Origin of the sequence: Curvibacter soli (assembly GCF_029211125.1) — a bacterium.
Taxonomy (GTDB): Bacteria; Pseudomonadota; Gammaproteobacteria; order Burkholderiales; family Burkholderiaceae_C; genus Curvibacter_A; species Curvibacter_A soli.
Genome location: NZ_JARGEN010000031.1, coordinates 64,946 through 76,959, shown reverse-complemented (window position 1 = coordinate 76,959; position 12,014 = coordinate 64,946). Strand labels below are relative to the sequence as shown.

Genomic DNA, 12,014 nt, shown 5'->3' with positions numbered 1-12,014 from the left:
TGTGCGCCCGGCGGCGCACTCGCTTTTCTTTGCTTGGCCAAAGAAAAGTAAGCAAAAGAAAGGCGACCCCACTGTGCGCGTCCCTCCGCTGCGCTACGGGCAACCTGCGCTTCTCGGCACGCACAGAGGGGACGCAAAACCCCAAACACCACCAACAGGCCATCGCGTTGCTCGGCCTGCAACAAACGAGGACGCGCTTTGCGCGTCCCGTCCTTGGGGGCCGAGCGCAGTGGGGTCGCCCTTTCTTTGGTGACTTTCTTTCGGCGAAGCGAAAGAAAGTTACTGCGCCGCCGGGCGCACATCCCGGCCAGCCACATCAAAACCAAAAACACAGGTAAAAACAGAATACTCCCCCATATGGCACTCGCCACCGCAGTAAAATTAAGCGAGAAAGATACATACTCCCAGGGAGTATAATAATTCAGCATAAAGCCAGCGCCTCCAGGCAGCGCCTGCGATGCGCTTCCCCGCCCCCCGGCGCGATCTCCGCGCCCGGCACCCGCAACCCGTATTCCAGCCCCATCCGGTCGGCCTGCAGCACCCAGGCGCACAGCCGCGACAGGCGCCCGTCGAGCGTGGGCAGGCCCGTGCGCTGCGCATCCAGCCACAGCGCCTGCTGCTGCGCCTGCTGCGCGTCGCGGCTTACCAGATCGTCGCTGCCGCGCGCCGCGGCGCGCGCCACCTGCTTCCACACCACCAGCTTCAGCGGGTCGCCGCGCCGGTAGGGCCGCACGCCGTCGAATTCGCCCGCACCGCGCGAAGGCGCCGCGCCGCCGCCGCCCGCGCGCGGCTCGCCCGGCGGCAGCGGCGGGGCGCCGACCTCGGGCGCGGGGTACACCAGCACCTGCGCGGCGGGCCGCCAGAGGCTCCAGACGCGGAAGGTGCCCAGCGGGTAGAGCGTCTGCACGGTGAGCGTGGGCACGTGCTGCAGCCCGCGCCGCGCGGGCTGGAAGGCGATGCGCAGGCTGGCGCTGCCCTGCGCGGGCACGTCGGTCCAGGCCCAGTGGCCCGCGCCGTGCACCGCCACGCCGATGCCGTAGCGCGTGCCGCCGCGCGTGCTGGCCAGGCGGATATCCAGCCCCACGGGCGTGCCCAGGAACTGCGGCTGCGGCGGCGCCAGGTGCAGCTCCAGCCCGCGCAGCGTGGCGTGGCACATGTGCATGCCCACGGCGGCGCTGCCCGCGAGCAGGAAGGTGAGCAGGTAGCCCAGGTTGAGCTGGTAGTTGATCGACGCCACCAGCAGCACCGCGAGCGTGAGGGCCAGCATCCACCCCGCGCCCGTGGGCAGGATGTAGACGTTGCGCTGCGTCAGCGCCAGCGTGTCGGTGAACGGCAGGCGCGACTGCCACCACTGCTGCAAGCGTCGCCGGGCCAGCGTCAACGGGTTCAGGTCGCCGAGAGCCAGGGATGCCATTGCACGTCCAGCGCAGGAGGGAGGGCGCCATGGGGGCCGGCGGACGCCGTGGAGCGGGCTTTGCCCGGCCACAGGCGTCGCCCCCTTGAGGGGCCGGGGCTACACGCGGTAGCGCGAGACCTGCGGGGGTGGGTCACGGTATCGGCACCGCCTCGATCATCGCGCGCACCTGCTCCACCGCGCCGCGCCCGGCATCGCCCACGGGCACCAGGCGGTGCGCCACGGCCTGCGGCAGGATGGACTGCACGTCGTCGGGCGCCACGTAGTCGCGCCCGGCGATCAGCGCCTGCGCACGCGCCGCGCGCACCAGCGCGATGCCCGCGCGCGGCGACAGGCCCTGCAGGAACCAGCGGCCCGAGCGCGTGGCGGCGATCAGGTCCTGCACGTAGTCGAGCAGCGGCGCGGCGGCATGCACGGCCTGCACCTGCTGCTGCAGCGCGGCCAGGTCCTCGGCGCTGAGCAGCGGCAGCATGTCTTCGACCAGCGCGCGGCGGTCGCTGCCGGCCAGCAGCTCGCGCTCCGCCGCGCGGTCGGGGTAGCCCAGCGAGATGCGCATGAGGAAGCGGTCGAGCTGCGATTCGGGCAGCGCGAAGGTGCCCAACTGGTCCAGCGGGTTCTGCGTGGCGATCACGAAGAAGGGCTCGGGCAGGGCCCGCGTCTCGCCTTCCACCGTGACCTGCTTTTCCTCCATGGCTTCGAGCAGCGCGCTCTGCGTCTTGGGGCTGGCGCGGTTGATCTCGTCGGCCAGCAGCACCTGCGCGAACACCGGGCCGGGGTGGAACACGAAGCCTTCCTTGCCGCGCTCGTAGATCGAGACGCCGGTGAGGTCGCTGGGCATGAGGTCGGCGGTGAACTGCACGCGCGAGAACTGCAGCCCGAAGGTGCGCGCCAGCGCGTGCGCCAGCGTGGTCTTGCCCACGCCAGGAACGTCCTCGATCAGCAGGTGCCCGCCCGCGAGCAGGCAGGCCACGCAGTCCTGCACCTGGGCCTGTTTGCCCACGATCACCGTGTTAAGCTGGCTCAGCAGGGATGCGATCTTGGTTTGTGCGTGCATGGCGCATGACGTTATCCGAAAAACAGAGGCAAGGGGCAACGACTGTGAATACGACGGGCTACTACACCCACCGTGACTGCTGGAAGCATGAAATGGGCCGGGGCCACCCCGAATGCCCCGAGCGCCTCGATGCCATCGAAGACCGCCTGCTGGTCACCGGCGTGGCCGACGCGCTGCAGCGCCGCGAAGCCCCCGCCGCGGCGCTGGCCGACGTGGAACTGGCGCACGACCGCATGTACGTGGCCGGCCTGCGCGGCCTGTGCGACCAGTTGCGCGAGGATATCCAGGCCGGCGGCCCCGCCTACGACGCCATCGACACCGACACCAGCATCAACATCCACACCTGGGACGCAGCCCTGCGCGCGGCGGGCGCGGCGCTGGCGGCCACCGACGCGGTGCTGGCGGGCGAGCTGGAAAACGCCTTCTGCGCGGTACGCCCGCCGGGCCACCATGCCTGCCGCGACAAGGCCATGGGCTTTTGCTTCCTGAACAACGTGGCCATCGCGGCGCGCTACGCGCTGGAGCGCCACCGGCTGCATCGCGTGGCCATCGTCGACTTCGACGTGCACCACGGCAACGGCACCGAGGACATCCTCGCGGGCGACGAGCGGGCGCTGATGGTGAGCTTCTTCCAGCATCCGTTCTACCCCTTCAGCGGCACCGAATCGCCGGCGGACAACATGCTCAACCTGCCGGTGCCGGCCTATACCCGTGGCATGGACGTGCGCGAGCTGATCGAGACCGCGTGGATACCGCGCCTGGAGCGCTTCCGGCCCGAGATGATCTTCGTCAGCGCGGGCTTCGACGCCCACCGCGACGACGACCTGGGCCAACTGGCCCTGAACGAAAACGACTTCGCCTGGATCACCATGCGCATCAAGGACATCGCGCGGCGCTTCTCCAAGGGACGCATCGTCTCGTGCCTGGAAGGCGGCTACAACCTCGACGCCCTGGCGCGCAGCGTGGAAGCCCACGTGCGCGTGCTGGCCGACCTGTGAAGCGGACCGGGGCCGCATGAAGAAAATGGACACACCCGCCGGGCCGTCGGTTCAACCTCGCGCCGCCTTGCCGCGCAGGAGGGCCTGATGGCGCTGGGCGACGCGCAGGTGGCGGGTGACATCTTCGAGCGCCTGCTGCGCGACTTCGACAAATCGCAGACCTGGCTGGAGCTGCTGATCCTGCTGGCCGTCGTGGGCCTGGCTTGGGGCGCGTGCCGGCTGCTGGGCCGCCGGCACGAGGCCGGCTCGGTCTGGTTCGGGCGCAACACCGTCGACGGCGTGCTGTTCCCGCTGGCCGCGCTGGCGCTGGTGTACGCGGCGCGCGCCGTGGTGGTGCGCTACCAGCCGGTGTTCCTGCTCAGCGCGGCCGTGCCGGTGCTGCTGTCGCTGGCGGTCATCCGCTTCATCGCGCGCGTGCTCACGGTGGTGTTCCCGCGTTCGGGCGCCATGCGGCTGGTCGAGCGCGTGGTGTCGTGGGTGGCCTGGGGCGCGGCGGTGCTGTGGATACTGGGCATCCTGCCCGCCGTGATGGAAGACCTGGACGCGATCGCGCTCATGTTCGGCAAGTCCACCGTCACGCTGCGCACCTTGATCGAAGGCGCGCTGTCCTCGGGCCTGGTGCTGGTGGTGGCGCTGTGGATTTCCGCGGCCATCGAGAAGCGCGTGCTCGACAACGCGGTGTCCGACCTGTCGCTGCGCAAGATCGCCGTCAACGCCACGCGCGCCGTGCTGCTGTTCGTGGGGCTGCTGTTCGCGCTGTCCGCCGTGGGCGTGGACCTGACGGCGCTGTCGGTGTTCGGCGGCGCCTTCGGCGTGGGCCTGGGGCTGGGGCTGCAGAAGCTCGCGGCCAACTATGTCAGCGGCTTCGTGGTGCTGCTGGAGCGCGCGCTGCGCATCGGCGACAACGTGCGCGTGGACGGCTTCGAGGGCCGCATCACCGATATCAAGACCCGCTATACCGTGATCCGCGCGGGCAACGGGCGCGAATCCATCGTGCCCAACGAAACCCTCATCACCCAGCGCGTGGAGAACCTCGTGGAGGCGGACCGCAAGTTCAACATCACGACCGGCATCGTCGTGGGCTACGACAGCGACGTGGCGCAGGTGCAGCAGATCCTGTGCGACGCCGCGTGCGCCCAGCCGCGCGTGCTGGCAGACCCCGCGCCGCAGGCGTACCTGCTGAACTTCGCGCCCGACGGGCTGGAGTTCCAGCTCCATTTCTGGATCGCCGACCCGACCAACGGCCAAGTCAATGTGCGCTCGGCGGTCAACATCGCCATGCTGGAGCGGCTGCGCGCCGCGGGCGTGGACATTGCCTACCCGCAGCGCGTGCTGCGCATCGAAGGCGCCTGGCCGGCGCCGCAGCCGCACGGCGCTGCCGTCCGGTGACGGGGCGCCGCGGGGCCGCCGCATAAAATGCTGAGGTTTACGCCTAAGCCAACCATCAACTACATACAAGGAGCAGCAATGAAAGTCTTGGTCCCCGTCAAGCGCGTGGTGGACTACAACGTGAAAGTCCGGGTGAAGTCGGACGGCAGCGGAGTGGACATCGCCAATGTCAAGATGAGCATGAACCCGTTCGACGAGATCGCCGTCGAAGAGGCCGTGCGCCTGCGGGAGAAGGGCGCGGTGACCGAAGTCATCGCCGTCTCCTGCGGCGTGGCCCAGTGCCAGGAAACCCTGCGCACGGCGCTGGCCATCGGCGCCGACCGCGCCATCCTGGTCCAGACCGACGAGGAACTGCAGCCCCTGGCCGTCGCCAAGCTGCTCAAGGCCCTGGTCGACAAGGAGCAGCCCGGCCTGGTCATCCTCGGCAAGCAGGCCATCGACGACGACGCCAACCAGACCGGCCAGATGCTCGCCGCCCTGGCCGATCTGCCGCAGGCCACCTTCGCCAGCAAGGTCGAACTGGCCGACGGCAAGGTGCAGGTCACGCGCGAGATCGATGGCGGCCTCGAAACCCTGTCGCTCAGCCTGCCCGCAGTCATCACCACCGACCTGCGCCTGAACGAGCCGCGCTACGTCACCCTGCCCAACATCATGAAGGCCAAGAAGAAGACGCTCGACATCGTGACCCCGGCGGATCTCGGCGTGGATGCGGCGCCGCGCCTGAAGACCCTCAAAGTCAGCGAGCCGCCCAAGCGCGGCGCGGGCGTCAAGGTGCCCGACGTGGCCACGCTGGTCGCCAAGCTGAAGAACGAAGCCAAGGTCGTTTAAAGAGGAAACCGCACCATGACCGCACTTGTCATCGCAGAACACGACAACGCCGGCATCAAGCCGGCCACCCTCAACACCGTCAGCGCCGCCGTGGCGCTGGGCGGCGAAGTCCACGTGCTGGTGGCCGGCTCCGGCGCCGGCGCGGCGGCGCAGGCCGCCGCGCAGATCGCGGGCGTCGCCAAGGTCATCCATGCCGACGGCGCATCCCTGGCCCATGAACTGGCAGAGAACGTCGCGGCCCAGGTGCTCGCCATCGCGGGCGGCTACAGCCACATCCTGTTCCCGGCCACCGCCGGCGGCAAGAACAGCGCCCCGCGCGTGGCCGCCAGGCTCGACGTGGCGCAAATCAGCGACATCATCAAGGTCGTCTCCCCCGACACCTTCGAGCGCCCGATCTACGCCGGCAACGCCATCGCCACCGTGCAGAGCGGCGATGCCACCAAGGTCATCACCGTGCGCACCACCGGCTTCGACCCGGCGGCGGCCACGGGCGGCAGCGCGGCGGTCGAAACGGTGGCCGCCGTGGCCGACAGCGGCAAGAGCAGCTTCGTCGGCAGCGCAATCGCCAAGAACGACCGGCCCGAACTCACGGCGGCCAAGATCATCGTTTCCGGTGGCCGCGCGCTCGGCAGCAGCGAGAAGTTCACCGAAGTGCTCACGCCGCTGGCCGACAAGCTCGGCGCGGCCCTGGGCGCGAGCCGCGCCGCGGTCGATGCGGGCTACGCCCCCAACGACTGGCAGGTGGGCCAGACCGGCAAGATCGTCGCCCCTCAACTCTACGTGGCCGTGGGCATCAGCGGTGCCATCCAGCATCTGGCCGGCATGAAGGATTCCAAGGTGATCGTGGCGATCAACAAGGACCCGGAAGCCCCGATCTTCGCGGTGGCGGACTACGGCCTGGAGGCCGACCTGTTCACGGCCGTGCCGGAACTGATCGAGGCGCTGTAAGACGCCTCTTGCGGGCCGGGGCGCCGCTGCCGGCGCACCCGGCCCTCTCGTGCCCATCGATCGTTGCGGGAAAGAGTGGCTGCCATGGAGACGAAGAGAACTGGTGCTCGCCGGGGCCCTGCCGCTGAGCGGCCCCAACGCCGGCCCGGGCCGCGCCTATGCGGCGGGCATGCGGCTGTACTTCGAGCAGGTCAACAAGGCGGGCGGCGCCAACGGGGCCCAGATCACCCTGGTCACCAAGGACGACGGCGGGCGCAGCGACGACACGCTCGCGGCCACGAAGCAGATGCTGGCCGAGAGCAAGCCGCTGGCGCTGGCCGGCTACTTCGGCAACCGCAACACGAGCATCCTGGCCGACGGCGCCGCGGCGGGCGGCTTCATCGAGCAGTACCGCATGAACGGCGGCACGGCGCAACTGTTCGCCAACTCCGACTGCGACCTGGAGTTCCTGCAGAAGCGCCTGTCGGAGTCGCACATGGCGGGCCTGTCCATCGCCCAGGTCGTGCCCAACCCCTACAAGATCACCACGCGCCTGAGCAAGGAACTGCGCGATGCCATCGCGCGTTCGCAGGCGCCCGACACGCCCGTGAGCTACGCCATGATGGAGGGCTACATCAACGCCAAAGTCATCGCCGAGGCCGCGCGCCGCATGGGCCCGCGCGCCAGCCGCGAGGCTTTCACCGCCGCGATGGAGGGCCTCGACGGCTTCGACGCGGGCGGCTACCCCGTGTCGTTGCGTACCGACCCGCGCGTCGGCGCGCATGTCGTGGAAATGTCCATCGTCAACGCCGCCGGGCGCCTGCGGCAGTAGCGGCGCCCGGACTACGCGCGCGCCATCATTTTTTCAGGAGAGTGCCACCGTGAGTTTTTCCGCCCCCGTCAAGGACATGCTGTTCAACATCGAACACCTGGCCCGCATCGACCGCATCGCCGCCATTCCGGGGTTCGAGGATGCCGGCCTGGAGACCGCCCGGGCCGTGCTGGAGGAGTGCGCCAGGTTCAACGAGGCCGTGGTCGCGCCGCTCAACGTCGAAGGCGACCGCAATCCCTCGTCGTGGAAGGACGGCGTGGTCACCACCACGCCGGGGTTCAGGCAGGCGTTCCAGCAGTACGCCGAAGGCGGCTGGCAGGGCTTGCAGCATCCGGTGGAGTACGGTGGCCAGGGCTTGCCCAAGACCATCGGCGCGGCCTGCGGCGAGATACTCAATGCCGCCAACCTGAGCTTCGCGCTGTGCCCGCTGCTGACCGACGGCGCCATCGAGGCGCTGCTCACCGCCGGCAGCGACGAACTCAAGGCCACCTATCTGGAGAAGCTCATCAGCGGCCAGTGGACCGGCACCATGAACCTGACCGAGCCGCAGGCCGGCAGCGACCTGGCACTGGTGCGCACGCGCGCCGAGCCGCAGGCGGGTCCATCCGGGCAGCCCGACGGCACCTACAAGATCTTCGGCACCAAGATCTTCATCACCTATGGCGAGCACGACATGGCCGCGAACATCGTGCACCTGGTGCTCGCCCGCGTGGCCGGTGCGCCCGAGGGCGTGAAGGGCATCAGCCTGTTCGTGGTGCCGAAGTTCCTCGTCAACGCCGACGGCAGCCTGGGCGCGCGCAACGACGTGCACTGCGTCTCCATCGAGCACAAGCTCGGCATCAAGGCCAGCCCCACGGCGGTGCTGCAGTTCGGCGACGCAACGGCGGCGAAGGATGTGAACGGCACCGGACCCGGTGCCGTGGGCTACCTCGTGGGCGAGGAGAACCGCGGCCTCGAATACATGTTCATCATGATGAACGCCGCGCGCTACGCCGTGGGCGTGCAGGGCGTCGCGATTTCCGAGCGCGCCTACCAGCAGGCCGCGGCCTATGCCAAGGAGCGCGTGCAGAGCCGTCCCGTGGACGGCAGCGTGGCCGGCAGCACCACCATCGTCCACCACCCCGACGTGCGCCGCATGCTCATGACCATGCGCGCCTACACCGAGGGCTGCCGCGCCATGGCCAGCGTGGCCGCCGCCGCCTACGACGCGGCCCACCACCACCCCGACGCCGATACGCGCCGGCAGAACGCCGTGTTCTACGAATTCCTGGTGCCGCTGGTCAAGGGCTACAGCACCGAGGTGGGCCAGGAGGTCGCCTCGCTGGGCGTGCAGGTGCACGGCGGCATGGGCTTCATCGAGCAGACGGGCGCCGCGCAGCACTACCGCGACGCCAGGATACTCACCATCTACGAAGGCACGACGGCGATCCAGTCCAACGACCTCGTGGGCCGCAAGACCGTGCGTGACGGTGGCCAGACCGCCCGCGCGGTCGCGGCGCAGATCGAGGCCACCGAGGCCGAGCTGGCCGCCAGCGGCAGCGCCGACGCGCAGGCCGTTGCGCGGCGCCTGCGGGCCGCCCGCGCGGCCTTCCTGGACGCGGTGGGCTTCATGGCCGGCCAGGCCAAGGCCGAGCCCAATGCGGTCTACGCGGGTTCGGTGCCCTATCTCCTGCTCGCGGGCAACCTCGTCGCGGGCTGGCAGATGGGGCGCGCGCTGCTGGCCGCGCAGGCGGCGCTGGCCGAGGGCCGCGACCAGGCCTTCATGCGTGCCAAGATCGCCACCGCGCGCTTCTATGCCGAGCACATCCTCACCAAGGCGCCGGGCCTGCGCGACAGCATCGTCGAGGGCGCCGCCAGCGTGACGGCGCTGCCGCTCGAAGCGTTCTGATTGCTATTGAAAAAATAGCTGCTGTCGCTTGATTGACAAGCGGCGCAGCCGTTTTTGGCATAAACCTATTTCCGAGAAACGCCAGGAGACACCATGTCCCAACTCCCGCCGGTACTGCGCAACCGATCACTGCCGGTCATCGCCGCGCCGCTCTTCATCATCAGCAACCCACAACTGGTGATTGCCCAATGCCAGGCTGGCGTCATCGGCGCCATGCCCGCGCTCAACGCGCGCCCCGCGTCGCAGCTCGACGAATGGCTGGCCGAGATCACCGAGACCCTGGCCGCCTGGGACAAGGCGCACCCTGAACTGCCTGCCGCGCCGTTCGCCATCAACCAGATCGTGCACAAGAGCAATGACCGGCTGGAGCAGGACATGGGGCTGTGCGCCAAGTACAAGGTGCCCATCATCATCACCAGCCTGGGCGCGCGCGAGGACGTGAACCACGCCGTGCACGGCTGGGGCGGCGTGACGCTGCACGACGTGATCAACAACACCTTCGCGCACAAGGCCATCGACAAGGGCGCCGACGGCCTGATCGCCGTGGCCGCGGGCGCGGGCGGCCATGCGGGCACCAAGAGCCCGTTCGCGCTGGTGCAGGAGATACGCCAGTGGTTCGACGGCCCGCTGGCGCTCTCGGGCGCCATCGCCACCGGCGGCGCCATCCTGGCCGCGCAGGCGATGGGCGCGGACTTCGCCTACATCGGCTCGGCCTTTATCGCCACGCACGAGGCCCGCGCCAGCGACGCCTACAAACAGGCCATCGTCGAGGGCACGTCCGACGACATCGTCTACAGCAACCTGTTCACGGGCGTGCACGGCAACTACCTGGCGCAGTCGATCCGCGCCGCAGGGCTGGACCCGGCGCACCTGCCCGAAAGCGATCCGAGCACGATGAACTTCGCCACCGGGGAAGGCAGCAAGGCCAAGGCATGGAAGGACATCTGGGGCAGCGGCCAGGGCATCGGCGCCGTGCACGAGGTGACCGGCGCGGCGGAGCTGGTGGAGCGCCTGCGGCGCGAATATCGGCAGGCGCGCGAGTGGCTGGCCTTGTAGCGGTTTTCGCCCCGCGCGCAGTTCCATTCTGGCCCGCCATCGGCGGGCCTTTGCCGATTCACGCTAAAAACCGCAGTTGAGCCAACCGGAAAACTGAAGAAACCCAATATCCATGCGGGTTTCCCAAGACTTCAAGTGACTGCAGAGCAGTTCCAAACGTGGAAGGGCGTGTGAAAATTTAACATCGAGCACTAGCGAGCGCCGCGATGATGTGCCCGATGTCGTCTTCGCTGTGCGCGGCGCTGAGGCTGATGCGCACCAGGCTCAGTCCGGCGGGCGTGGCGGGCGGAATCATCAGGTTGGTGTAGATGCCGTTGTCCAGCAACGACTGCCACAGTGCCTGCGCGCCAGAGCGCTCGCTGAAGACCAAGGCCGCCACCGGGCCGGGCGTCGCGGTGCCCAGCCGGTAGCCCAACTGCGCCGCTTCGGCATAGAGGCGCTCGGCGTGCCGGCGCAGGCGTTCGCGCAACGCATGGCCGTCGAGCATCTGGCGCAGCGCTTCGCGCGTCGCCGCGATCGACGGCGGCGACGATGACGCCGTGAAGATGTATGGGCGGCTCACCATGCGCAGGAACTCTAGTTCTGCATGCCGACCGATGCAGAAGCCGCCGACGCCGCCCAGGCTTTTGGAGAAGGTGCCGACGATGAAGTCCACGTCATCTAGCACGCCCAGTTCCTCGGACAGTCCGAGGCCGCGCGGGCCGAAGACGCCGAAAGAGTGCGCTTCGTCAACCAGCAGCCAAGCGCCGTAGCGGCGCTTGATCTCGGTAATTTCCTTCAGCGGCGCACGGTCGCCGAGCGTGCTGTAAACGCCCTCGACAACGATCAGGGCGCGGTGCGCATCGTCACCCATGCGCGCGAGGCGGCGGTCGAGGTTTTCCGGATCGTTGTGCCGGAAGCGGATGGTGGTGGCGTTGCTCAGCCGGCAGCCGTCGTGGATGCTGGCGTGGCTGTCGGCGTCGACCAGCAGGTAGTCACCGGTGTCGGCCAGCGCGGAGATCACGCCGAGGTTGGTTTGGTAGCCGGTGGAGAAGACGATGCAGGACGGCCAGCCGACGGCATCGGCCAGCGCACGTTCGAGCGCCCGGTGACCGGCGTAGTTGCCGCTGGCCATGCGCGAGCCGGTGGAGCCGGTGCCCTGTGTTTCGATGGCCTCGATGGCGGCTGCGCGGCAGGCCGCGTCGTAGGTCAGGCCGAGGTAGTTGTTGGTTCCCGCGAGGATCATGCGACGTCCGCCTATGGTGGCGGAGGTGGCTGAATGGATCGCATCCATCGGCGTCGCGATCGGTGCCACCCCACCCATTTCGGCCAGACTCTCCTGCAACTGGCGCTGGGTGCCGAATTTGTCGAGAAGACTCACGCTGCACCACCGCCGCTCAGTTGACTAATGCCAGCGCGGAGCCCGTTGATCGTGCGGGTTTGGGCTAGCGTCTCGACCGGGATTGACAGATCGAGACGGTCTTCGATCTCCATCACGAGGTCCATCACGCCGATCGAGTCGAGGTCGGCTTCCTGCATCAGGTCGGCGTCGCCGCCCAGGTCTGCGTTGCCGGGGCGGATCGCATGGAGCGCGTCCCGGATGGCATGCTCGATAGTTACCAGATTCAATTCAGTCACGGTGCACTCAG

Annotated in this window: 11 protein-coding genes; 7 read left to right on the top strand and 4 right to left on the bottom strand. The window is 68.8% G+C overall.

Annotation, left to right across the window (positions count from 1 at the left end; all coding sequences use genetic code 11):
- Positions 1–421: 421 nt before the first annotated feature.
- Positions 422–1,414 carry a DUF58 domain-containing protein gene (locus PY257_RS07745; protein ID WP_275740614.1) on the bottom strand — a complete coding sequence of 331 codons (993 nt, stop codon included), beginning with the start codon at positions 1,412–1,414 and terminating at the stop codon, positions 422–424.
- A 133-nt stretch (positions 1,415–1,547) separates the two neighbouring features.
- Positions 1,548–2,468: an AAA family ATPase gene (locus PY257_RS07740; RefSeq protein ID WP_275740612.1), complete on the bottom strand. Its 921-nt coding sequence runs from the start codon at positions 2,466–2,468 to the stop codon at positions 1,548–1,550.
- Between the two features lie 44 nt (positions 2,469–2,512).
- Here PY257_RS07740 and PY257_RS07735 point away from each other — a divergent pair, with 44 nt between their 5' ends.
- The 7 genes from PY257_RS07735 (at position 2,513) to PY257_RS07705 (ending at position 10,386) form a co-directional block, all read left to right on the top strand.
- A complete protein-coding gene (locus tag PY257_RS07735) occupies positions 2,513–3,466 on the top strand; it encodes a histone deacetylase family protein (RefSeq protein WP_275740610.1) in 954 nt (317 codons plus the stop codon).
- A gap of 87 nt (positions 3,467–3,553) precedes the next feature.
- Positions 3,554–4,855, top strand: a complete 1,302-nt coding sequence (locus PY257_RS07730) for a mechanosensitive ion channel family protein (RefSeq protein WP_275740608.1) — start codon at positions 3,554–3,556, stop codon at positions 4,853–4,855.
- Positions 4,856–4,933: 78 nt separating this feature from the next.
- Positions 4,934–5,683 carry an electron transfer flavoprotein subunit beta/FixA family protein gene (locus tag PY257_RS07725; RefSeq protein ID WP_275740606.1) on the top strand — a complete coding sequence of 250 codons (750 nt, stop codon included), beginning with the start codon at positions 4,934–4,936 and terminating at the stop codon, positions 5,681–5,683.
- Between the two features lie 15 nt (positions 5,684–5,698).
- The gene (locus PY257_RS07720; RefSeq protein ID WP_275740604.1) at positions 5,699–6,631 is read left to right on the top strand and encodes an electron transfer flavoprotein subunit alpha/FixB family protein; all 933 of its coding nucleotides are present in this window, start codon (positions 5,699–5,701) and stop codon (positions 6,629–6,631) included.
- 103 nt (positions 6,632–6,734) lie between these two features.
- Positions 6,735–7,442, top strand: a complete 708-nt coding sequence (locus PY257_RS07715; protein ID WP_275740602.1) for an ABC transporter substrate-binding protein — start codon at positions 6,735–6,737, stop codon at positions 7,440–7,442.
- A gap of 49 nt (positions 7,443–7,491) precedes the next feature.
- The gene (locus PY257_RS07710) at positions 7,492–9,330 is read left to right on the top strand and encodes an acyl-CoA dehydrogenase (protein ID WP_275740600.1); all 1,839 of its coding nucleotides are present in this window, start codon (positions 7,492–7,494) and stop codon (positions 9,328–9,330) included.
- 93 nt (positions 9,331–9,423) lie between these two features.
- Positions 9,424–10,386 (top strand): NAD(P)H-dependent flavin oxidoreductase, encoded by a 963-nt coding sequence (locus PY257_RS07705; protein ID WP_275740598.1) that lies wholly within the window; start codon positions 9,424–9,426, stop codon positions 10,384–10,386.
- A gap of 178 nt (positions 10,387–10,564) precedes the next feature.
- Here PY257_RS07705 and spt read toward each other — a convergent pair whose 3' ends face one another.
- Together spt and PY257_RS07695 are read right to left on the bottom strand one after the other, a co-directional pair.
- On the bottom strand, positions 10,565–11,746 hold the full coding sequence (gene spt, locus PY257_RS07700; protein WP_275740596.1) for a serine palmitoyltransferase: 1,182 nt from the start codon (positions 11,744–11,746) through the stop codon (positions 10,565–10,567).
- Positions 11,743–12,003, bottom strand: coding sequence for an acyl carrier protein (locus tag PY257_RS07695; protein WP_275740594.1), 261 nt, complete (start codon positions 12,001–12,003; stop codon positions 11,743–11,745). Before PY257_RS07695 ends, spt begins: the two co-directional genes overlap by 4 nt.
- Positions 12,004–12,014 lie beyond the last annotated feature (11 nt).